Consider the following 22,618-nt stretch of genomic DNA (forward strand, 5'->3'; position numbering starts at 1 on the left):
TTTCCCGGTTCGTTTTTTCTGTGCGGGGGGACAATCGGTCCACCCGCGCAGTTTTTTTTCATGCAGGCCTTCCGAATGAACACCGGTTCCACCAATCCTTCCGACCAGCGCATTGCCTTGCACAAGCGCCTGTCCTGGCGTGAAAAGATCAGCTACGGCATCGCCGACATGGGGTTCAATTTCTACTGGACCAATATCGCCACGTTCCTGCTGATCTTCTACACCGACGTCTTCGGCATCTCGGCGGCCGCGGCAGCGTCGATGATGTTCGCGGTCAAACTGGTCAACGCATTCACCGATCCGATGATCGGCGCGCTGGCCGACCGCACCACCACCCGCTACGGCAAATTCCGCCCGTACCTGGTATGGATGGCCGTGCCGCTCGGCTGCGCCGCCGTGCTCACCTACACGACGCCCGACCTGGATGGCGACGGCCGCCTGCTATGGGCCTATGGCACCTACCTGCTGATGATGGTCTGCTACACCGGCATCAACATTCCCTACAACGCGTTGTCCGGCGTGATGTCGGCCGATCCGCAGGAACGCTCCACGATCAACGGCCTGCGCTTCATCTGCGCATTCGGCGGCAGCATGCTGGTCACCGCGGCCACGCCGGCCATGGTGAAGGCGTTCGGCAACGGCAACGACAAGCTGGGCTGGCAACTGACGATGGCGGCATGGGCGGTGGCCGCGTCGGTGATGTTCGTGCTCACCTTTGCCAACACGCGCGAGCGCATCGCCCCGTCGCCGCAGCAGAAGAGCAACGTGATGGAAGACGTGCGCGACCTGTCGCGCAACGGCCCGTGGCTGGTGCTGTTCTTCCTGGCGCTGATCATCATGGTGACGATCACGCTGCGCACCACCACCGCCGCCTATTACTTCAAGTACGTGGTCGGCAGGCCGGAACTGATGGGCGCCTTCGTTTCCGTCTACATGTTCGCCGCCGCCGTCGGCGCCGCCGCATCGCCGCTGATGACGCGCTTCGTCGACAAGAAGAAGCTGATGATCATCCTGATGAGCGCCACGGCTGTGCTGTCCACCGCGTATTTCTTCGTGCCGCAGGACCAGGTGTGGCTGATGTTCGCGCTCCAGGCCGGCATGGGCCTGGTGCTGGGGCCGAAGTCGCCGCTGGCGTTCTCGATGTATGCCGACACGGCCGACTACAACGAGTGGCGTACCGGCCGCCGCGCCACGGCGATGACGTTCGCCGCTGCCACGTTCTCGCAGAAGCTGGGCACGGCGCTGGCGGTGGCCGTGATCGGCGCGCTGTTCACCACGCTGGGCTATGTGCCGAACGCCACGCAAAGCCCCGATTCCACGGCCGGCATCGTGTGGCTGATGTCGCTGATCCCCGCCGCCTTCGCGCTGCTCGCCGTCGGCGTGATGTGCTGTTACCGCCTGGATGCCGCCATGCTGCGCGGCATCCAGGCCGACCTCGCCGTTCGCAAACCCGCACCAGATGTTCGCAATACCGGAGAAGAACCAGATGACAGCCCGCATGCACTTCCCCCCGCTGCACCCATCCGCTGACGGCCACCGCTACGAGCTGCTGTCGCCCACGGCCATGCCGCGGGCGGCCGGGTTCCTGTGGAACCGCAAGATGATGATCCAGGTGAACTGCCGCGGCTACGCGGTGGCCCAGTTCATGCAACCGGAACCGGCCAAGTATGCGTATGCGCCGAACCTGGAAGCGCGCACGTTCATGCAGCCGGAGCAGGGGTACTACGCGCACCACCCGGGCCGCTTCTTCTACGTGAAGGACGAGGAAACGGGCGAGCTGTTCTCCGCGCCGTACGAACCGGTGCGCGCCGCGCCGGACCGTTTCGTGTTCTCGGCCGGGAAGAGCGACATGGCCTGGACCGTGGAAAACCTCGGCATCCGCATCGAACTGGCCATCGGCTTGCCGGTGGACGACGTGGCCGAGCTGTGGTCGCTGAAGGTGACGAACCTGTCGGGAAGGCCGCGCCGGCTGTCGGTGTACCCGTACTTCACGATCGGCTACATGAGCTGGATGAACCAGTCGGCCGAGTATCGCGCCGACCTGGGCGGGATCGTTGCCTCGTCCGTCACGCCGTACCAGAAGGTGGCGGACTACTTCAAGCAGAAGAACTTCAAGGACAGGACGTTCTTCCTGTGCGAGCGCACTCCCGATGCGTGGGAAGCCGCGCAGGAGGCGTTCGAAGGCGAGGGCGGCCTGCACGCGCCTTCTGCGCTGCGGGAGCCATCGCTTGCCGGCGGCGACGCGCGTTATGAAACGCCGGTGGGCGCCGTGCAATACCGCCTGGCGCTGGCCGCCGGCGGCAGCGAGCAATACCGCTTCCTGTTCGGCCCCGCGTTCGACGATGCCGAAATCGCCGCGCTGCGCGAACGTTACCTTTCCGCCGCCGGTTTCGCGGCGGCCCGCGAACAGTACGCCGCGTACATCGGTGCCGGCGCCGGTTGCGTCATGGTGGAGACGCCGGACGCGGAGTTCGACAACTTCGTCAACCACTGGCTGCCGCGCCAGGTGTATTACCACGGCGGCTCCAACCGCCTGACCACCGATCCGCAGACCCGCAACTACCTGCAGGACAACATGGGCATGAGCTTCGTGCACCCGCCCACCGCGCGCGGCGCGTTCCTGCACGCGCTGTCGCAGCAGGAAGCGACCGGCGCGATGCCGGACGGGATCCTGCTGGTCGAGGGCGCCGAACTGAAATACATCAACCAGGTGCCGCACACCGATCACTGCGTGTGGCTGCCCGTGTGCCTGAAGGCCTACCTGGACGAGACGGCCGACTGGGCGCTGCTTGACGAACCGGTGGCCGACAGCGAAGGGCGCAGCCAGACGGTGGCGCAGCGCATCGGCCGCGCGATGGACTGGCTGCTGGAGGAACGCGACGAGCGCGGCCTGTCGTACATCGCGCAGGGCGACTGGTGCGACCCGATGAACATGGTGGGCTACAAGGGCAAGGGCGTGTCCGGCTGGCTGACGGTGGCCGCCGCGTATGCACTGAACCTGTGGGCCGGCATGTGCGCGCAGCACGGGGATGAAGAAGGTGCGCGCCACTTCCGCGCCGGCGCGCAGGCGCTGAACGATGCCGCCAACGAGCACCTGTGGGACGGCCGCTGGTTCGCGCGCGGCATCACGGACGACGGCGTGGTGTTCGGCGTGGCCGACGACCCGGAGGGCCGCATCTGGCTCAACCCGCAGGCCTGGTCGATGCTGTCCGGCGCTGCCGGCGCGGAGCAGCGTGCGTCGATGGTCAGGGAAGTCGAACAGCAACTGCACACGCCTTACGGGGTGCAGATGTTCGCGCCGCCGTTTTCGAAGATGCGCGAGGATGTGGGGCGGGTCACGCAGAAGCATCCCGGCTCGGCGGAAAACGGCGCCGTCTATAACCATGCCGCCGCGTTCTACATCTTCAGCCTGTACGACGGGGCCGATGGCGAGCGCGCATGGGACCTGATGCGCAAGATGATTCCCGGGCCGGATGAGGCGGATTACCTGCGGCGTGGCCAGCTGCCCGTGTTCATCCCGAATTACTACCGCGGCGCCTGGCGCGAGTATCCGCGCACGGCGGGCCGTTCGAGCCACCTGTTCAATACGGGCACCGTATCGTGGATCTACCGCTGCGTCATCGAGGGCCTGTGCGGCCTGGTCGGCGATGCCGGGGGGCTGCGCATCGCGCCGCAGTTGCCGGCGGCGTGGAACGGCATGAAGGCGGTGCGCACGTTCCGCGGCGCGACCTTCGAGGTAGCGGTGCGGCGCGGCGACGTGGCGGAAGCGACGGTGCGTTGCGACGGCACGCTGCTGCCGGAAGCGCGCGTGACCGGCATCGAAGCCGGCCGCACGTACCGGCTGGAAGTGACGGTGCCGGCAGCGTGACGGGGCCGGTGCGATCGGGCAGCCTTGGGATCAGGCCGCTGGTTTGATCAGGCGGGCGGCGCGATGCGGCCGACCAGCTGCGGCACTTCCTCGCCGATGTCGAGCACGATGCCCGGTTCGTCCGGCTGCAGCGCTTCCAGCGCGGCGAACTGGCTGTCCAGCAGCGACAGCGGCATGTAGTGGCCGACACGGGCATCCATCCGCGCGGCGATCAGCTCGCGCGTGCCGTCCAGGTGGGCGAACCGCAGGCCCGGCGCGCCTTCGCGCAGCAGGTCGCGATAGCGGCGCTTGAGTGCCGAGCACGCGACCACGATGCCTTCGCCACGCTGCACCGAATCGCGGATCTCGCCCTGCAGGCTGGCCAGCCAGTGCAGCCGGTCGCCATCGGTCAGCGGCACGCCGGCGCTCATCTTCGCCACGTTTTCCGGCGAGTGATAGCGGTCGCCCTCGACGAACCGCACGCCCAGCTGTTCGGCCAGGGCGGTGCCTACCGAACTCTTGCCGCACCCGGCCACACCCATCACCACCCAGCGCGGGGCATCCAATTTACTCATCTTTACTTTCTGATAGCGCTAACAATGGTGTAGTTTACTGCACGCGGTGGCTTTGTTCAATACAGAAAAAACGGGTACCTGATACCCGCCCTCCTGAAACATGCCGGGAGACGGCCACCGTTCATTCAAGCCAGCCTCTGCCAGGGAACCGCTTGCGCAAGCGATGCATGGCATGTCTCAAGTGAACGGTATCAGGGTCTGACACCGTTTTCAGCGGTTTCCGTTCAGGCGCTTTCGCGCGCCATCAGCGTAAAACCGAGGTCGAGGTGCGCCTGCGCCGGCCGTTCGCCGCGGATCGTGGCGCGCAGCATCGTGGCGGCCTCGAAGCCGATCTTGTAGCGGGGCGTGCCGACCGTGGTCAGCGCCGGCTTCATCCAGGCCGATGCCGGCAGGTCGTTGAAGCCGCAGATCGCCAGCTGCTCCGGCACGGAAATGCCGCGCCGCTGGCACTGGTAGATGGCGCCGTGGGCCAGGTCGTCGTTGCAGCAGAAGATCGCGTCGCAGTCCGGCACCTGGGCCAGCATGCGGCCCAGCAGCTCGGCGCCCAGCGCGATGGTGGAAGGATCGGGCACCATCAGTTCGAGGCGCGCATCGGCCAGGCCCGCATCGGCCATCGCCTTGCGATAGCCTTCGGCGCGGCGCAGCGTGCGTTCGTCGAGCTGGGCGCCGATGAAGCCGATGCGCTTCTTGCCCTTGCCGAGCAGGTAGCGCGTCATTGCCTGGCCCGCTTCGACCTGCGAGAAGCCCACGCACAGCAGGTCCGGGTCGGACGACAGGTCCATCATCGATACCACCGGCACGCGCGATGTTTCCAGCATCTGCCGCACGCGCGCGCTGTGCGTGAGGCCGGACAGCAGGATACCGTCCGGATTCGACTGCATGTACACGTTCAGCAGCTTTTCCTCTTCGGCGTCGGAATAGCGGGTGTTGCCGATCAGGAGCTGGTAGTTGTCGGAGTCGAGCGCGTCCTGGATCCCCTGCAGGACGGCGGTAAACACGGTATTGGACAACGAGGGCACCAGCACCACGATGACGTTCGATTGCGCGGAAGCCAGCGCGCGCGCGGCACGGTTCGGCACGTAGCCGAGCTCCTGCACGGCCTGTTCCACGCGCTGGCGCAGCAGCGACGACACCAGGTCGGGTTGATTGATCGCGCGCGAGGCCGTCATCGGGGCCACGCCGGCACGGGCCGCCACGTCGCTCAGCGTGACACGTCCGCTGGCGCGGCTGCGGGAAGAAGGGGATTTGCTCATATTCTTGAAGGGGATTTGCAGCCCCTTGCTTTTGTACTTTGTTTATGGTGTTGTTGGGCTGGATTTATTCATACATCGCCGGCACTGTCAATCGCGGCTGCGCTGTCGATACCTGGGCAGTATGAGCAAAAGCGGAACAAAAGCGAGGTCGATCACGGCATTTGTAATGCCTTGCGACACATTGCCACCCGCTGCGCCTGCCATGGCCGCCATGCCGTAGAAACGTCTTTTGATGAATGTGCAAGTTGTGTGAACTGGCGCACAGAGTATGGCGGGGGCTTGCTAGTACTATGGAATCGTCTCTTTCAGGACATCCCTAGTTTTGGACTTGGCCCGCTTTCGAGCGGGCATTTTTTTGTCCATGCTTCCTTGTTCCACGCGCGATCGCGCCGGCCGTCCTTACTGCTCGCTGCCGGGCAGCGCCCAGCGCAGGCCCCGCGTGATGACCGCGGGGGCGACGGTCAGGTGATCTTCCTCGGGGATCACATCGGAAACGATTTTCAGGCTCGGGTAGTTGCGCGACTTCAGCGCGGCCTTGAAGGCGCGCATGTCGCGCACCATGTCCTCGCGCTTGTTATAGCGGGCGCCAGGCCGGATCGTTTCGTATTCCCCCACGGCCAGCAGCACGTTGGCACGGATATCCTTGCGGCTGGCGGCGATGCTCTTCTCGCGTTCGAACATCATGCGCCGGCCGAACCACAGCGAAGGGCTGCCCAGCACGTAATTCTCGAACATAGGGCGCTCGCCGAACAGCATCTCCAGGCCCAGCAGCGAACCGAACGAATGGCCGATGAAGGTCTTGCGGTTCATGTCGGCGCGGTAGTGCTTCGCCACGAACGGGAAAACGTCGCTGGCGATGAAGCGGGAAAACGCCGCCGCCTCGCCGAACTTCGGCTCGCGGCCGGGCATGTCGGACTGGATGCCGGACGCGGCATCGGCATCGTCCGGCGCTCCGGGCGTGTAATCGCGGCGGCGGCTGTATTCCGGCGTGTCGCCGTTGGCGTACGCCAGGCCCACGAGAATGAATTCGGCAATGTCGCGGCCCTTGCGGCCGGCGCGGCCGGCGATCGCGCGCGTGACCGGGAACGCATACGGCGCGTCGGTGACGAAGACCACGGGATAGCTGCGGCCGGACTTCGCATACAATGCCGGCAGGCTCACATAGATCTGGTAATCGCGTTGCAGTTCGCGGGCGCGCACGGTGCGCACCTCGGTTCCTTCCAGCACATACGGCGCACCTTCGAGCGCGATCGAGGCACCCTGGGCCAGCGCGCCGCCGGCCACGAAGCAGCACGCGGCGGCAAAGGCGCGGAGATGATTCTTCATGTTGTCGGCGAGGCAAAAGAAACGATTATCGCCGAAATGACGGATGGGGGTGGGTCGGCCGCCGCGGCGGCCGATGGAGGGCGGTGGGGCCGACGCGTCAGCAGAGCATGAGCGCCGCACGCAGCGACTGCACTTCGTGGCGCGACTCGTCGAGGATCGCCTGCAGCGTGCCGTCGCCGACCGCGAAATCGATCGTGCGGGCCGCCTGCGGCGTAGTGGCGCCGGGCCGCGCATGCATCGGCGATGCCACCTGTGCCAGGTCGTCCGCCAGCAGCAGCGTGTCGCCCAGCGTTTCCGGCGGCAGCGCGCGCATGCCGGTCCACATCGCCTCGATGGCGCGCACCACATGCTCCGGCACCATCAGCGCACCGAACACGCTCCTGCCGACCACGGTTTCGCCATGCTCCAGCCATTCGTCCCCCCGCCATCGAGCAGGCCGGGGAACTCGCCCGCGCGCGACAGCACATAGAACGCGCCAACCTCGTGCACGATGCCGGCAAACAGCGCGGTATCCGGATCCACGTGCGTGACGCGGCGCGCGATCACCTGGGCCAGCGCGGCCGTGTGAGCCGTGTGCTCCCACAGCTGTGCCACACTGGCACGCAGGCCGGCATCGGCCAGCGTGCTGCCCAGCTGGCGCACGATGAGCGCGGCCACCAGCGATTGCAGCGTGCGCACGCCGAGGCGCTGCACGGCCGCGCGCACGCTGGAGATGGGCGTGCCGGAACGGTTGAATGCAATGGAATTGGCGATGGCCACGGTACGCGCGGCCAGCAGCGGATCGGCGCCGATCAGGCGCGCGGCGAGGTCCACGTGGCACTCGGGATCGACGAGGGCCTGCTGGAGCTTGACGGAAGCTTCCACGCTGGCGGGAAATGCAAGCTCGCCGCGGCCGGCCTGGGCCGCGATCATGTTGAAGGCTTCGATTCTGTCCATCATGAAATTATACCCACGATATTGCCTTGTGGAAATAAAAAATCGACAGCAAATCGGCAGCGAAGCGTGATGGCGATGCGCGCGACGTTGCGCGGATGCCTCCGCGGCGCGGCTCACTCCTGCCGGAAGATGGCGTCGCAGCCTTCATGCGTGGTGCCGTCCATGTCCGCCAGCTCGTCCGTCAGTTCCAGGTCTTCCAGCTCCTCGACGGCGTTGGTGAAGCTGTTATGCTTGGTGGCGCCGATCAGGCGGTAGATGTCGCCATCCTCGTTGCGCACGCCGATCAGGAATTTCTGCGCGCGCACTTCATCCTCGGTGGCGGTTTCCAGCAGCAGGTTGGTGGCGATCTCTTTGTCGAAGGGGGCCGGCAAGAAGCCGTCGATCAGGGTAGTTTTCAGCATCGTTTGGGTCAGGATAGGGTTGATTCGGGAGAAGCGTCGATCACGGACTTCAGGCGCGACAGCACCCGTTCCAGTTCCTCGTAATCGGCCTCCGTGTAGTGGGTGAATACCGCGCCGCCGCGCGAGGTCACGCGTGGAAACACGTCATGGAACACCTGCTCGCCGCGGGGCGTGAGCCGGATGAACCAGCTGCGCGCGTCGAGCGTGCTGCGTTCGCGCGTTACCAGGCTTTTCTGCTCCAGGCGTTCGATCACGCCCGTCAGCGTGCCTTTCGTGATCAGCGTCCGCTCGCCGAGCTCCTTGTAGGACATGCCCGGCGTATTGCCCAGCGTGGCGATGATGTCGAACTGGGCATGTGTCAGGCCATTCTCGCGCACATGGCGGCCGGACAGGCGTTCGAATGCCTGCATGCATTCCGCCAGCAGCCGGATACTCTTCAGATAGCGTTCACCCATGGCGCGATTATAACGGGCGGCCGCCGCGGCGGGTGCCACCCCTGCCGCCGCGAGTGCGCACGTAGCTGGTACCATAACCGCACTTGTCAGCTTCGAATGGCCCTTTGCATGTCCGATGTCCTTCGCTAACCTCGCGCGGCCAGGCCGCGAACAGCCGCTGCGCATGCTGCTGGTGAACGCCGGCGATGCCGAGAGCCTCACCTGGTCCGGCCTCGCCCAGCCATTGCGGCTGGCGCAGCGCATGCTGGGCGCGGCGTTCGTGCTCGACGTGCGCACGCCGGCCGCCGTTGCCGTCGAGAGGACCGAAGACTGGCACGTGGCGCTGCTGGTGGCGGACGAGCAGCAGCGCCCGCCACCGCCCGCGCTGCTGCAGGCGGTGCTCGACCGCTGCCGCGGCGCGGCGTGCTGGGGCGGCGTCGGCGCGGCCGTGCTGTGGCTGGCCGGCGCCGGGCATGCCGCCGGCATCCGCATCGCGCTGCCGTGGGCCCTGTATGCCGATACCGAAGAGATCACCGAGCGCACGATCATGACGCCGCACCTGTTCGAGATCGATGGCCGCTACCTCACCTGCTGCGGCGGCGCGGCCAGCATCGACTTCGCGCTGACGCTGATCGAACACCTGTTCGGCAGCGCCATCGGCGCCGCCGTCAAGGAAGCGCTGTGCATCGACCGCGTGCGCGGCGCGGACGAACGCCAGCGGGTCGCCCTGCAGGCCCGCTTCGGCGCGCTGCAGCCGAAACTCTCCGAAGCGGTGACGTTAATGGAGGCCAACATCGAGGAACCGCTGTCGACCGACGACATTGCCAACCTCGTGGGCCTGTCGCGCCGCCAGCTCGAACGCCTGTTCAAGCAATACCTGGGCAGCCTGCCGTCGCGCTACTACCTCGAACTGCGGCTGCAGCGCGCACGCCAGCTGCTGCTGGAAACCAACCATTCGATCGTGCAGGTGGGGCTGATGTGCGGCTTTTCCTCCGGATCGCACTTTTCCACGGCGTTCGGGGCGTTGTTCGGGAATACGCCGCGGGAAGAGCGGCAGAGGAAGCTGGCCGCGGCTTAAAAACAGGGACGTACCCTGTTTTCTGAAAGTCTTTCCTGTAAAACAGGGTCTGTCCCTGAGCCTACCCCTCGAATTCCCAAGTGCGGACCATCGAAACGAGTTCGATAAATGCATATTTGATGGCCGATGGGGAGAGTCTGGGTCGACGATAGTCGTCGACCCAGTGCATTGCCAACGAGAAGATTGAAAGGCAGCTGCCTGCCTTGGGATGGCTGCCGTAGTGGACTTCATAGCCAGCCGCTCGTGCCGCTAAGCCGATCAGCCATAAGGCATAAGTGAGCAATGCACCGATTAGTAAAAGTGCCGCCAGACGAAGCAGGCTTGTAGTCTGGCTATGTCGCAGTGCCATTCCCCATTTGGCATTCTTCAGGTCGCGGAAAGTCTGCTCGATTTGCATGCGCCCAGAGTAAATTTTGATGATGTCGTCTGCACGAAGCTGTGCCAGTGCTGGCGAAACGGCGAGTAGCCAAGGCTCACATTGGGCAGCGCTGTTTTTCTTGCTGTGGTGCGCGCGCGCAGGTTGACCGGATTTCGTCAAGCAATGCCGTCCTTTCGATTTGGACTTGTACAGCACTAATCGGCAGTCGACAGGGTTGGAGCGGACATGAAAAAAATAGCCCAAATCGCGCGCTTTTGCGGTAGCTCTTGAGTACAAGCTTTTGCAGCCGAACCAGTCGTTGCCGTTCTGTTGGCACACCAAATCACGGTTGCGTATCCGTCCGACCCAGCCAAAGCCGAGCTGATTGAGCGTTTTAAACCACGTAGCACGAAATCCTGCATCGGTGATGATGATGGCGCGACAGTGCGCTGGCAGGATGGTTTTCAGGGTCTTCATGAAGCACTTATGGACCAAAGATGCCGCGAGCCTCTCCTGAGGGTGGACCTCCTCGTAGAGCGTAAAGGCGCGTCCTTCGATGATGGCTGCTGCACGCAGCAATTGAGCACTGCCATCTGCGCGAATTTCTGACCAATCTACTGCTACCTGCACGTATTGCCTGGATTGAAGAAGGCGTTGGCTCATTGCTCGGTATATCTGCACCCGCTCTTTGGCCAGATGGGGATTGCTCAGCAAACGGTCACAGCACTTGATGCGATGCCGAAGACTTGTTTGTGACCTGAGCTGCTTACCGATGCGTACAACGCCCAGCCCGGCACGAGCTGCAGCTTGCACAATTTGAGCTAGGCAAGCTCGGCGTTTAGCGTGAATTGATGGGCACTCCTGCCCCAACAATCGTTGTATGATTTGGCGTGCATGCATGGTCCGTGCCTTTCATTTGCAGTTTGGTCGCTACGAATGAAAGGGCTAACACGGCCATGCATGTGCCGTTTTTGGGATTGAAGTTAACAGCTTCCCATATGGTTTACAACAAAAATTTGAGGGGTAGGCTCAGGGTCTGTCCCTATTTTTTGCGGTGATGACTGGCACCGGTTTTAGGAAAATTCTTGTCGCTTCTTCAAAAGAGTTTTAGCATCCCCGCTTTTAAAATGCGTACGCACCGTGGATTTGACGCGGCCGTACCTCCGCAGCAATTTTCAACCCGATGAGGAATCCAATGAACGCCAAGCTTGATTCGACTGTTACCACTCGCCCTGTCACCAGGCAGACTTATGACGAAGTGCTCGTGCCGACTTACGCGCCGGCAGCGATGGTACCGGTGCGAGCAGCTGGCCTGGACCTGTGGGACCAGGAAGGCAAGCGTTACCTGGACTTCACTTCCGGCATCGCCGTCGCGGCGCTCGGTCATTGCAACCCGGTGGTGGTCGAGGCGCTGACCCGCCAGGCCAATACGGTATGGCACCTGGGCAACGGCTACACCAACGAGCCGGTGCTGCGCCTGGGCCTGGCCATCACGGAAGCCACGTTCGCCGACCGCGCGTTCTTCTGCAACTCCGGCGCCGAAGCCAACGAAGCGGCACTGAAGCTGGCGCGCAAGCATGCGCACACGAAATTCGGCCCGCACAAGTCGCGCATCGTGTCGTGCCTGAATTCGTTCCACGGCCGCACGCTGTTCACCGTGTCGGTCGGCGGCCAGCCGAAGTACACCGAAGGCTTCGAACCGCTGCCGCCGTCGCTCGACCATATTCCGTACAATGACATCGAAGCCGCGCGCGCCGCGATCGGCGACGATGTCTGCGCGGTGATCGTCGAGCCGGTGCAGGGCGAGGGCGGCGTGATGCCGGGCAACCCGGAATACCTGCAGGAGCTGCGCGCGCTGTGCGACAAGACCGGCGCGCTGCTGATCTTCGACGAAGTGCAGTGCGGCATGGGCCGTACCGGTTCGCTGTTCGCCTACATGGGCTACGGCGTGACGCCGGACGTGCTGACGTCCGCGAAGGCGCTGGGCAACGGCTACCCGGTCGCCGCGATGCTGACCACCGAAGAGCTGGCGCAGAGCCTGTCCGTCGGCACGCACGGCACCACCTACGGCGGCAACCCGCTGGCCGCCACCGTGGCGCTGACCGTGCTGGAAACCATCAACCAGCCGGCCTTCCTGGCGCGCGTGAAGGAAGCCAGCCTGTACCTGATCGACAAGCTCGAAGAGCTGACCCGCGACTACCCGCAGGTGTTCACCACCGTGCGCGGCGCCGGCCTGCTGCTGGGCATTGTCGTCAGCGACGAGTTCAAGGGCCGTTCGAAGGACATCCAGCGCGCTGTCGAAGCCGAAGGCCTGATGGTGCTGATCGCCGGCCCCGACGTGGTGCGCCTGGCCCCGGCGCTGATCGTGACCGATGCGCAGATCGACGAAGCCGTCGCACTGATGCGCAAGGGCCTGGACAAGCTGCTGGCAGCCAAATAAGCCGGGCGGGCGCGAGCCCGCCCCACACTGGCCACGCCCTCCATGCCGTTCCGCGCGGCGCCGTCTCCATGACGGCCCGCGCGGGCGTTCTCATTCAATACAGGAGTGCCTATGTACGTCGTCCGCCCGGTGGAAACCGCGGATATTCCCGCGCTCGAATCCTTGGCCGCGGTGACGATGCCCGGTGTGCATACGCTGCCGCGCAGCCGCGACAAGATCGTGATGGCCGTCGAGCGTTCGCTGGCGTCTGCCGCGGCCCAGGTCGACATTCCCAGCGAGGAGTCGTACCTGTTCGTGCTCGAATCGGTGGCCGACCGCCGCATCTGCGGCACCGCAGCCATCTTCGCCACCGCCGGCTCCAACGGCACCTATTTTTCATTCCGCAACGATGTGATCCAGCAGGTCTCGCGCGACCTGAACATCTGCCATTCGGTGCACGCGCTGACCCTGTGCTCGGAATTGACGGCCTATTCGCAGCTGTCGTCGTTCTACGTGGCGCCCGAGGCCCAGGATGGCCCCGAGGCGGCGCTGTTGTCCCGTTCCCGGCTGATGTACGCGGCGGCACATCCGCAGCGCTTCGGCGACCGCTTCTTCGTGCCGCTGGCCGGCATGACGGACGAGGAGGGCCAGTCGCCGTTCTGGAACGCCGTGGGCCGCAAGTTCTTCAAGATGGATTTCCTCGACGCCGAACGCGTCATCGGCGGCGCCCGCAACCGCACGCTGATCGTCGAGCTGATGCCGCATTACCCGGTGTATGTGCCCTTGTTGCCGGGCGATGCGCAGGCGGTGATGGGCCAGATCCATCCGTCCGGCGAGGTGGCCTTCGACCTGCTCACGGCCGAAGGCTTCGAGGCCGACGAATACATCGACATCTTCGATGGCGGCCCGATCCTGCAGGCGCACAAGCATGCGCTGCGCACGTTCACCAGTGCGCAGACGCTGCGCGTGCGCACCGGCGCCGCCACGACCCGGGGCGGGCCGCTGTTCAACTACGCGATCTCGAACGGCGCCAGCGCGGCATTCCGCGCCGTGACGATCCCGTGCCCCGACCTGGAAGGCTGCGAAGCCGTGGCGCTGCCGGCCGATATCCAGGAAATCCTGCGCGTCGCCGAAGGCGACAGCGTGACCTGCGTACGCATCTGAGGAGAAACCCATGCTTGTTGTACGCGCCATCAACGACAAGGACCTGGACGGCCTGTTCAACCTGGCCAGCCAGGTCGGCACCGGCATGACCACGCTCAAGCCCGACATGCAGATGCTGGGCGACCGCCTGGCCACCGCGTGCGCGTCGTTCGCCGAAACGATCCCGCCGGAAGAGCGGGACTACATGTTCGTCATGGAAGACACGGCCACGCAGCGGCTGGCCGGCGTCTGCGCGATCAAGGGCGCGGTCGGCCTCACGGAACCGTTCTACAACTACCGGATCGGCACGCTGGTGCATTCGAGCCGCGAGCTGAACGTGTTCACCAGGATGGAAACGCTGTACCTGTCGAACGACCTCACCGGGTCGTCCGAGCTGTGCTCGCTGTTCCTGCACCCGGACTACCGCAAGGGCCATAACGGCAAGCTGCTGTCGAAGAGCCGCTTCCTGTTCATCGCCCAATTCCCGCACCTGTTCACGGAGAAGATCATCGCCGAGATGCGCGGCTACCAGGCGGAGGACGGCAGCTCGCCGTTCTACGAGGGCCTGGGCCGGCATTTCTTCAAGATGGATTTCCACCACGTGGACGACCTGACCGCGCTGGGCAAGAAATCGTTCATCGCCGAGCTGATGCCCCGCCAGCCGCTATACATCGCCTACCTGCCGCAGGATGCCCAGGACGTGGTCGGTGCCGTGCACAAGTCCACCGCGCCGGCCCGCCGCCTGCTCGAGCAGGAGGGCATGCACTACGAAGGCTACGTGGACATCTTCGATGCCGGCCCCGTGCTGCAGGCCCGGGTGTCCGAGCTGCGGGCGATCCGCGACAGCGAACTGGCCACCATCGCGCCGGACCACGACATGGTCCACGCCTGCGCGCCGGCCACCACGGAACCCACGCTGGTGTCGAACACCACGCTGCGGGATTTCCGCATGATCATCAGCGAGGCCGGCAACGTGAACGGCAGCATCGATCTGTCGTCCGCCGAACAACAGCTGCTCCGTTGCGGCACCGGTGCCGCCGTGCGCACGCTGCCGCTGAACGTCAGGAAAAACCAGTGACGGCCAGTCAGTGAAGATCCATCCGTGAACAGCAACCAGCAAGGAAAAACCATGCCTGAAACCGTCCTGTCCAACTTCATCGCCGGCCAGTGGCAAGCCGGCAGCGGCGCCGAACTGGTGACCATCGACCCGGCCACGGGCAACGAGACGTGGCGCAGCAATGCCGCCGCGCCGGCCGATGTCGCCGCGGCCTGCGGCGCCGCCCGCGCAGCGTTCGAGCCGTGGGCCGGGCTGGCGCTGGACGAGCGCATCGCCATCGTCGCGAAATTCCGCGACCTGCTGAAGGAAAACAACGAGGCGCTGGCCGAGCTGATCGCGCAGGAAGTGGGCAAGCCGATGTGGGAAGCCCGCACCGAAGTGACGACGATGGCGAACAAGGTCGATATCTCGGTGCAGTCGTACAACGCCCGCACAGGGGAAGTGCGCAGCAAGGTGGCGGACGGCGCAGCCGTGCTGCGCCACCGTCCGCACGGCGTGTTCGCCGTGTTCGGGCCGTATAACTTTCCCGGCCACCTGCCGAACGGGCATATCGTACCGGCGCTGATCGCCGGGAACACGGTGGTGTTCAAGCCCAGCGAATACGCGCCGCGCACCGCGGTGAAGACCGTGCAGCTGTGGGAGCAGGCCGGCGTGCCGGCCGGCGTGATCAACCTGGTCAACGGCGGCCGCGACACCGGCGTGGCGCTCGGGCAGAATCCAGACATCGACGGCGTGCTGTTCACCGGCAGCAGCCAGACCGGCGCCGCGTTGCACCGCCAGTTCGCCGGGCAGCCGGGCAAGCTGCTGGCACTGGAAATGGGCGGCAACAACCCGCTCGTGGTGTGGGATGTGCGGGATATCGACGCCGCAGTGTTCATGGCGATCCAGTCGGCATTCATCTCGGCCGGCCAGCGCTGCACCTGCGCGCGCCGCCTGGTCGTGCAGAAGGGCGACAAGGGCGACGCGTTCATCCGCCGCCTGGTGGAGGTGGCGGCGAAGATCCAGGTGGGCGCATCGCATGCCGAACCGCAGCCGTTCATGGGCCCCGTGGTCTCCGCCGCCGTCGCCGAAAAGCTCGTGCAGGCGCAGCGCGACATGGTGGCGAAAGGCGGCAGGCTGCTGCTTGAAATGAAGCAGCTGCAGCCCGGCACCGGCTTTGTCTCGGCCGGCATCGTCGACGTGACCGATGCGCAAGGCATTCCGGACGAGGAATGGTTCGGCCCCCTGCTGCAGGTGGTTCGCACCGACGATTTCGACGCGGCGCTGCGCATCGCCAACGATACGGCGTTCGGCCTGGCCGCCGGCCTGCTATCGAACGAGGCAGGCCTGTGGCAGAAATTCCAGCTGCGCGCCCGTGCCGGCATCGTCAACTGGAACCGCCCGACCACGGGCGCCGCCAGCACGGCGCCGTTCGGCGGCGTCGGCCAGTCCGGCAATCACCGGCCGAGCGCGTATTACGCCGCCGATTATTGCGCCTACCCCGTTGCGTCGATCGAGAACGATGCACTGGAAATGCCGGCGAAAATGTCGCCCGGCCTGACGTTCTGAGGCAAGCAACATGACCACGCGTGAATTCAACTTCGACGGCCTGGTGGGCCCGTCGCACAACTATGCCGGCCTGTCCTTCGGGAACGTGGCCTCGTTCAACAACGTCAAGAGCGCGTCGAATCCAAGGCAGGCGGCGCTGCAGGGCCTGGCCAAGATGCGCGCGCTGGCCGAGCGCGGGTTTGCGCAGGGCGTGCTGCCGCCGCAGGCGCGACCCAACTTCCGCCTGCTGCGCAGCCTGGGCTTCACGGGCAGCGACGCCGACGTGCTGGCGCGGGCTTGCAAGGAGTCGCCGGTGATCCTGGCCAGCGCGTACTCGGCATCGTCGATGTGGACCGCCAACGCCGCCACGGTCAGCCCGTCGCGCGACACGCTGGACGGCCGGGTGCACTTCACGCCGGCCAACCTGAACAACAAGCTGCACCGCTCGCACGAACACGTGCAGTCGGGCCGCGCGTTGCGTGCGATCTTCCGCGACGAGCGCCATTTCGCCGTGCACGACGCGTTGCCGGCCACGCCGGCGTTCGGCGACGAGGGCGCCGCCAACCACACGCGCCTGGCGCGCGAGCACGGTGCCGATGCCGTCGAGCTGTTCGTGTATGGCCGCGTGGAATTCGACCCGGCCGCGCCGGCGCCGAAACGCTACCCGGCGCGCCAGACGCTGGAAGCTTCCGAAGCCATCGCCCGGCTGCATGGGCTGCAGGAAGCCCGTACCGTGTTCGTCCAGCAGAACCCGGAGGTGATCGACCAGGGCGTGTTCCACAACGACGTGATCGCGGTCGGCAATGCCGACGTGCTGTTCTACCACGAACTGGCGTTCGCGGACGAGCAGGGTGCGTTGTTCAGCATCCGCCAGGCGCTCGATGGCGTCGGGGCGGAGCTGCGCCCGATCCGGGTCGATGCCGGGCAGGTATCGCTGGCCGATGCGGTGCAGAGCTACCTGTTCAACAGCCAGCTGCTGACCAAGGCCGACGGGAAGATGGCCCTGGTGATCCCGCGCGAATGCGAGGAAAACGCCGCCGTGGCGGCATACCTGCAAGGCCTGGTCGCCGGCGGCGGCCCGGTGGACGAACTGATCCATTTCGACCTGCGCCAGAGCATGCGCAACGGCGGCGGGCCCGCCTGCCTGCGGCTGCGCGTCGCGTTGACGGACGAGGAGGCGGCCGCCATGCACGGCGGCGTGGTCATGACCGACGAGCTGTATCGCACGCTGGTGGCCTGGGTGGAAAAGCACTACCGCGACCGGCTGGCGCCGCAGGACCTGGCCGACCCCGCGCTGGCCATCGAGATCGCCGCCGCACTGGAGGAACTGGAGCGCCTGCTCGGGCTGCCGGGGTTGTATGATCTGGCTTGACGTCTGACCGACATTTGCCGCCGTCAGGCCATTTGGCAGATTGAAGTATCGGTGGGGCTGAGCGATCCTCGGCCCCATTGCACATGCGCCCGTCACAAGCAGGCGCGCAGTACCCATCACGCATACTGGAAAAACTGGAGAAGCAGATGACAAAGATGCCGCAGCAACTGCGTAACGAAACGCTGAAGTTCGCCCTCGAACTCGCCAACGTGGCGAACACCCCGGTGGGGGCGCTGATCGCGCTCTGGCTGAAATCCCTGGATGACGAAGACCTTGCCGACACGCTGCCCGAGAGCCTTGCGCCCGTGCTGGTCGACGGCTTCGCCCAGGCGGCCCACCGCACGGGCCCGGGGGCGCAGATCGCCACCCTGCGTTACGCGGATGGCCGCGGCGGCAATGCCACCGCACTGCTGGTGCTGAACGACGACATGCCCTACCTGGTCGATTCGATCGTGATGGTGCTGCGCCGCCAGAAGGTGCAGGTGGCCGGCGTGCTCAATGCCGTGCTGCCGGTCACGCGCGATGCCGCGGGCAATGTCGCCGCGGTCGGCGAACCGGGTGCGAAACTGGAATCCTACGTGCTTTGCCTGCTGACCGAGGAGCCGGAAGAAGCCGCGCTGCGCGAGCTGGCCGCCGGCATTGAAATGGTGGCGCGCGACGCGGCCGTCGTGAAACGCGACCTGCAGACGATGAAGGACCGCTTCAGCACCGTCGCCGGTTCCGTGCAGGGGCAGGGCGAGGAAGGGGCCGAGGCGGCCGCCTTCCTGCAGTGGGCGCGCGACGAGGGCTTCGAAGTGCACGGCTATGCGTACTACCACGTGAAACCGGGCACGCACGAGCTGGAACGCGACCTGCCGAGCCGTATCGGCGTGCTGCAGGACACCGCGCACCCCGTGTACGGCACGTGCCTGGCAAATATCCCCGGCGACCTCGATACCCTGAACCGCCGCGGCCACATCCTGTCCATCGTGAAGGCCGACGTGAGCGGGACGCTGCACCGCGACCAGCAGCTGGACTTCATCGGCGTGCGCGCCGCTGACGCGGGCGGCAACGTGCTGGGCGAGCACTGCTTCATCGGCCTGTTCACCCGCGCCGCGATGCTCACGCCGCTGGCGCGCCTGCCGTTCGCGCGCGGCCGCATCGCCCAGGTGCTGAAGATCGCCAACCTGCGCCAGGAAGGCTTCCGTGCCGAGAAATTCATCGAGATCCTGGAATCGCTGCCGCGCACCGAAGCGCTGGAAGCGGAGCCGGAATGGCTCGCGGAAGTGTGCAGCGCGGTCGTATCCCTTTACAAGCAGCCGCGCACGAAGGTGTTCGCGCGACGCGATGTGTATGCGCGGCACCTGAACGTGCTGGTCTACCTGCCGCGCGAGCGCTACAGCGCCAGCGTGGCGCAGGCTCTGTCCCGCGCGCTGCAGGAAAGCTCGGGCGCCACCCATGTCAGTTCGCATACGCTGGTGGCCGATGGCCCGCTGGCCCGCCTGTACCTGATCGCGCATGCGGCGCGCTACCCGCTCGACCTGGAAAACGATGTGCAGCATCCGCTGCTGTCGATCCTCGACGGGTGGCACGAAGGCTTCTCCGAGCTGGCCGACGCTGTGCCGGACGAGCACCTGCGCAACGACCTGCGCCGCCTGTGCGCCACGCTGCCGGTCGACTACGTGGCGGCCACGTCGCCCGCCGTGGCGTTCCACGACCTGGAAAAAATCCTGCGCAACGGCGTGTCGGACCGTGCCGCGGTGCGCATCGAGCTCGCATCGGCGCACAATCCCGCCACCATCCGCATCTACACCCTGGACAAGACGCCCACGCTGTCGTCGATCCTGCCCGCGCTGCACAACGCCGGCGTGCTGATCGACCGCGAACGCGCGCACACGATCCGCACCAGCGACAACCAGCGCCACTACGTGACGAGCCTGGCGGTGGATGCCACCTCGGCCGAGAAGCTGGCGCGGCCCGGCGTGGCCCAGGTGGCGGAAGACCTGTTCGCCGCGCTGTTCAACGACGACATCGAGGACGGCCGCCTGAACGGCCTGGTGGTCGAAGGCGGCCTCAATCCACGGCAGGTGCAGCTGGTGCGTGCCTACATGAGCTACTGGCGCCAGACCGGCACCCAGTTCTCGGTGCGCTACATCGCCGAAAGCCTGCGCCGCCAGCCGGACCTGGTGAAGGAGATCGTCGACGCGTTCGAGCAGCGCTTCGACCCGGCGCGGAGCGAACAGGAGCGCGAGGCGGCGCGTGAAAAACTGGTGGCGCTCAAAGCCCGCGTGCCGCAGGTGAACCACGCCGACCTGGAAGTGATCCTGGCTGCGCTGCTCGACCTGATCCTGGCCACCGTGCGCACCAATTACTTCCAGCCGAGCCCCGATTTGCACAATCCGGGCGTACTGGACGCGCGGGACAAGGTCATCTTCAAGTTCGATACCGGCAAGCTCGCCTTCCTGCCGGAGCCGAAGCCGTACCGCGAAATCTATGTGTTCTCGCGCCGCTTCGAGGGCGTGCACCTGCGCGGCGGCCCGGTCGCCCGCGGCGGCCTGCGCTGGTCCGACCGCATGGAGGACTACCGCACCGAGGTGCTTGGCCTGGTGAAGGCGCAGATGGTCAAGAACGCCGTCATCGTGCCGGCCGGCGCCAAGGGCGGCTTCGTATGCAAGCAGATGCCGGCCGGCGCGCCGCGCGACGTGATCGCGGCCGAAGGCGAAGCCGTGTACCGCATGTTCATCGCCAGCCTGCTGGAAGTGACGGACAACCGCGTGCTGGGCAAGATCGTGCCGCCGGCCGATACCGTGCGCTACGACGACGACGACCCGTACCTGGTGGTGGCGGCCGACAAGGGCACCGCCTCGTTCTCCGACATCGCCAACGGCATCGCCGTGCAGCGCGGCTTCTGGCTGGGCGACGCGTTCGCCTCCGGCGGCTCGAACGGCTACGACCACAAGAAGCTGGGGATCACCGCGAAGGGCGCGTTCGAAGCGGTAAAACGCCACTTCTATGAAATGGGCCACGACATGGCCACCACGCCGTTTACCGTGGCCGGCGTGGGCGACATGTCGGGCGACGTGTTCGGCAACGGCATGCTCCTGTCGGACAAGATCCGGCTGCTGGCCGCGTTCGACCACCGCCACATCTTCCTCGACCCGAGCCCGGATACCGACCGCTCGTTCGCCGAACGCCAGCGGCTGTTCGCATTGCCCCGTTCCTCCTGGGAGGATTACGACAAGAGCCTGATCTCGGAAGGCGGCGGCGTGTATCCGCGCAATGCGCGCACGATCGAACTGTCGCCGCAGATCCGCGCGGCGCTGGACATCGCCGAAACATCGCTGAGCCCCGACGAGCTGATGCACCGCATCCTGCTGGCGCCGGTGGACCTGTTCTACAACGGCGGCATCGGCACGTACATCAAGGCTTCCACCGAAACGAACGCCCAGGTGAAGGACCGTGCCAACGACCATATCCGCGTCAATGGCGGCGAACTGCGCTGCAAGGTGGTCGGCGAAGGCGGCAACCTGGGCGCCACCCAGGCCGGCCGCATCGAGTTCGCGCTGGCGGGCGGTCGCATCTTCACCGACGCGATCGACAACTCGGCCGGCGTGGACTGCTCGGACCATGAAGTGAATGCGAAGATCTGGCTGGACGTGGAAGTGAACGCCGGCCTGCTGACGGAAGAGCAGCGCAACCGCACGCTGAACGACATGACGGACGATATCGTGCGCCTCGTCCTGCGCGACAACACGCAGCAGACACGCCTGCTGGTGCGCGAGCTGCAGGCGCAGTCGGACGTCGCCGTGCAGAAGGGGTACGCGGCGCTGATCGCCAGCCTGGAAGAAGAAGGCGCGCTGTCGCGCGAGCTGGAGATGCTGCCTTCGGTGGCCGAACTGGCACGGCGCAAGGGCGATAACCGCGGCCTGACCACGCCGGAACTGGCGGTGGTCATCGCCAACGTGAAGAACCGCTACAAGCGCATTCTCGGCGCGCTGCCCCTGATCGAGGAAAGCTGGGCCGAATCCGTGCTGCGGCCATACTTCCCCGACCTGCTGGTCGTCACGCGTTCGCCGCTGGCGCACCCGCTGGCCAACGCGATCCTGGCCACGGTGCTGGCGAATGAAGTGGTCAACCGCTGCGGCCCGCTGATGCTGCGCAACCTGGCGGCGGAACACGGGGTTGCCGAGGCGGACGTGATCCTGGCATGGGGCCAGGCCTGGTCGGCGCTGAACCTGGCGCCGGTGTTCGACACGCTGGACGCCGATGCGCTGAACGTGCCGCGCGAAGTGTCGATCGCCGTCGATGCGCGCAGCCGCTCCGTGCTCCGCGCGGTGATGGAGGGCGTGCTGGCGGTGCCGAAGGAGCAGCTGCGTGGCAGCGGCGGCATCGCCGAACTGGCCAGCCTGTTCGACCAGCCGGGCATGGCCGGCCGCCTTGCTCCCGCCGGGGCGACGTTCGAAGCGGATGCGGTGGTGGCCTTGCAACCCGAATTCGCGGCATCGTGGAAGGCACTGGAAGGCATCGAGGGCGTGGCCGCCTTCCTGTTCGCGGCACTGTCCGTGCAGCGGCCGGCCGGCATGGACCTGCCCGGCTTCCTCGAGCTGGGCACCAGGCTGCGTGCGCAAGCCGGCATCGATGCGCTGGAACGGGGCCTGAACCTGCCGGCCACGAGCCGCTCGCAGGAACAGCTGCGCAGCTATGCGCAGCAGGCGTTGCGGCGCACGCAGCAGCGCCTGCTCGCGCAAGTGCTGGCGGGCGCTTCGGGTCACGGCGAAGAGGCGGTGGAAGTCGTGCTCGCGGCGCTGAACCTGCCCGTGTTCGCCACGCCGGCCGATCTCGAGCAGGCGATGCTGGATGTGTGGACGCTGTCCGAAACGGTCAACAGCGGCGGCTACGCCAAGGCGGCCTGA

Annotated in this window: 15 protein-coding genes and 1 pseudogene; 9 read left to right on the plus strand and 7 right to left on the minus strand. The window is 65.9% G+C overall.

Annotated elements, in window-relative coordinates; genetic code table 11:
* Window positions 1–75: 75 nt before the first annotated feature.
* Both GJV26_RS15375 and GJV26_RS15380 read left to right on the plus strand, forming a co-directional pair.
* A complete protein-coding gene (locus tag GJV26_RS15375; protein WP_155709595.1) occupies window positions 76–1,530 on the plus strand; it encodes an MFS transporter in 1,455 nt (484 codons plus the stop codon).
* Window positions 1,487–3,868 (plus strand): GH36-type glycosyl hydrolase domain-containing protein, encoded by a 2,382-nt coding sequence (locus GJV26_RS15380; protein WP_229419310.1) that lies wholly within the window; start codon window positions 1,487–1,489, stop codon window positions 3,866–3,868. The genes GJV26_RS15375 and GJV26_RS15380 overlap by 44 nt, the downstream gene beginning before the upstream one ends.
* A gap of 47 nt (window positions 3,869–3,915) precedes the next feature.
* Here the strand turns inward: GJV26_RS15380 and GJV26_RS15385 are convergent, their stop codons facing one another.
* From GJV26_RS15385 to GJV26_RS15410, 6 genes and pseudogenes are all read right to left on the minus strand, one after another.
* Window positions 3,916–4,422, minus strand: coding sequence for a gluconokinase (locus GJV26_RS15385; protein WP_229419311.1), 507 nt, complete (start codon window positions 4,420–4,422; stop codon window positions 3,916–3,918).
* Between the two features lie 224 nt (window positions 4,423–4,646).
* Entirely contained in the window at window positions 4,647–5,675 is a 1,029-nt protein-coding gene (gene gntR, locus GJV26_RS15390; protein ID WP_155709596.1) for an HTH-type transcriptional regulator GntR, read from the minus strand.
* Between the two features lie 399 nt (window positions 5,676–6,074).
* Window positions 6,075–7,001, minus strand: coding sequence for an alpha/beta hydrolase (locus GJV26_RS15395; protein WP_155709597.1), 927 nt, complete (start codon window positions 6,999–7,001; stop codon window positions 6,075–6,077).
* Between the two features lie 97 nt (window positions 7,002–7,098).
* Window positions 7,099–7,937, minus strand: a pseudogene (locus GJV26_RS15400) (HDOD domain-containing protein).
* A 113-nt stretch (window positions 7,938–8,050) separates the two neighbouring features.
* Window positions 8,051–8,338 carry a hypothetical protein gene (locus GJV26_RS15405; protein WP_308807631.1) on the minus strand — a complete coding sequence of 96 codons (288 nt, stop codon included), beginning with the start codon at window positions 8,336–8,338 and terminating at the stop codon, window positions 8,051–8,053.
* 8 nt (window positions 8,339–8,346) lie between these two features.
* Window positions 8,347–8,793 (minus strand): MarR family winged helix-turn-helix transcriptional regulator, encoded by a 447-nt coding sequence (locus GJV26_RS15410; protein ID WP_155709598.1) that lies wholly within the window; start codon window positions 8,791–8,793, stop codon window positions 8,347–8,349.
* 115 nt (window positions 8,794–8,908) lie between these two features.
* Between GJV26_RS15410 and GJV26_RS15415 the strand changes: the two genes are divergently transcribed.
* Window positions 8,909–9,850 (plus strand): GlxA family transcriptional regulator, encoded by a 942-nt coding sequence (locus tag GJV26_RS15415; RefSeq protein ID WP_155709599.1) that lies wholly within the window; start codon window positions 8,909–8,911, stop codon window positions 9,848–9,850.
* 61 nt (window positions 9,851–9,911) lie between these two features.
* On the opposite strand, the gene GJV26_RS15420 is transcribed toward GJV26_RS15415, so the two are convergent.
* Entirely contained in the window at window positions 9,912–11,108 is a 1,197-nt protein-coding gene (locus GJV26_RS15420) for an IS4 family transposase (RefSeq protein WP_155709600.1), read from the minus strand.
* Between the two features lie 295 nt (window positions 11,109–11,403).
* Here GJV26_RS15420 and astC point away from each other — a divergent pair, with 295 nt between their 5' ends.
* The 6 genes from astC to GJV26_RS15450 all read left to right on the plus strand — a co-directional run bounded on the left by astC (window position 11,404) and on the right by GJV26_RS15450 (window position 22,618).
* On the plus strand, window positions 11,404–12,648 hold the full coding sequence (gene astC / locus GJV26_RS15425) for an acetylornithine/succinylornithine family transaminase (protein ID WP_155709601.1): 1,245 nt from the start codon (window positions 11,404–11,406) through the stop codon (window positions 12,646–12,648).
* A 111-nt stretch (window positions 12,649–12,759) separates the two neighbouring features.
* Window positions 12,760–13,791, plus strand: coding sequence for an arginine N-succinyltransferase (locus tag GJV26_RS15430; protein WP_155709602.1), 1,032 nt, complete (start codon window positions 12,760–12,762; stop codon window positions 13,789–13,791).
* A gap of 10 nt (window positions 13,792–13,801) precedes the next feature.
* A complete protein-coding gene (gene astA, locus GJV26_RS15435) occupies window positions 13,802–14,848 on the plus strand; it encodes an arginine N-succinyltransferase (protein ID WP_155709603.1) in 1,047 nt (348 codons plus the stop codon).
* A 51-nt stretch (window positions 14,849–14,899) separates the two neighbouring features.
* Window positions 14,900–16,375 (plus strand): succinylglutamate-semialdehyde dehydrogenase, encoded by a 1,476-nt coding sequence (gene astD, locus GJV26_RS15440; RefSeq protein WP_155709604.1) that lies wholly within the window; start codon window positions 14,900–14,902, stop codon window positions 16,373–16,375.
* A 10-nt stretch (window positions 16,376–16,385) separates the two neighbouring features.
* Entirely contained in the window at window positions 16,386–17,726 is a 1,341-nt protein-coding gene (gene astB, locus GJV26_RS15445) for an N-succinylarginine dihydrolase (protein WP_155709605.1), read from the plus strand.
* 146 nt (window positions 17,727–17,872) lie between these two features.
* On the plus strand, window positions 17,873–22,618 hold the full coding sequence (locus GJV26_RS15450) for an NAD-glutamate dehydrogenase domain-containing protein (protein ID WP_155709606.1): 4,746 nt from the start codon (window positions 17,873–17,875) through the stop codon (window positions 22,616–22,618).

The organism is Pseudoduganella dura (genome assembly GCF_009727155.1).
Lineage (GTDB): Bacteria > Pseudomonadota > Gammaproteobacteria > Burkholderiales > Burkholderiaceae_D > Rugamonas > Rugamonas dura.

Coding starts and splice junctions, on each gene's coding strand:
- GJV26_RS15420 (WP_155709600.1), bottom strand. CDS start 11,108: ATGCATGCACGCCAAATCATACAACGATTGTTGGGGCAGGAGTGCCCA.
- GJV26_RS15410 (WP_155709598.1), bottom strand. CDS start 8,793: ATGGGTGAACGCTATCTGAAGAGTATCCGGCTGCTGGCGGAATGCATG.
- astB (WP_155709605.1), top strand. CDS start 16,386: ATGACCACGCGTGAATTCAACTTCGACGGCCTGGTGGGCCCGTCGCAC.
- astD (WP_155709604.1), top strand. CDS start 14,900: ATGCCTGAAACCGTCCTGTCCAACTTCATCGCCGGCCAGTGGCAAGCC.
- GJV26_RS15415 (WP_155709599.1), top strand. CDS start 8,909: ATGTCCTTCGCTAACCTCGCGCGGCCAGGCCGCGAACAGCCGCTGCGC.
- astA (WP_155709603.1), top strand. CDS start 13,802: ATGCTTGTTGTACGCGCCATCAACGACAAGGACCTGGACGGCCTGTTC.
- gntR (WP_155709596.1), bottom strand. CDS start 5,675: ATGAGCAAATCCCCTTCTTCCCGCAGCCGCGCCAGCGGACGTGTCACG.
- GJV26_RS15405 (WP_308807631.1), bottom strand. CDS start 8,338: ATGCTGAAAACTACCCTGATCGACGGCTTCTTGCCGGCCCCCTTCGAC.
- GJV26_RS15380 (WP_229419310.1), top strand. CDS start 1,487: ATGACAGCCCGCATGCACTTCCCCCCGCTGCACCCATCCGCTGACGGC.
- GJV26_RS15375 (WP_155709595.1), top strand. CDS start 76: ATGAACACCGGTTCCACCAATCCTTCCGACCAGCGCATTGCCTTGCAC.
- astC (WP_155709601.1), top strand. CDS start 11,404: ATGAACGCCAAGCTTGATTCGACTGTTACCACTCGCCCTGTCACCAGG.
- GJV26_RS15395 (WP_155709597.1), bottom strand. CDS start 7,001: ATGAAGAATCATCTCCGCGCCTTTGCCGCCGCGTGCTGCTTCGTGGCC.
- GJV26_RS15450 (WP_155709606.1), top strand. CDS start 17,873: ATGACAAAGATGCCGCAGCAACTGCGTAACGAAACGCTGAAGTTCGCC.
- GJV26_RS15430 (WP_155709602.1), top strand. CDS start 12,760: ATGTACGTCGTCCGCCCGGTGGAAACCGCGGATATTCCCGCGCTCGAA.
- GJV26_RS15385 (WP_229419311.1), bottom strand. CDS start 4,422: ATGAGTAAATTGGATGCCCCGCGCTGGGTGGTGATGGGTGTGGCCGGG.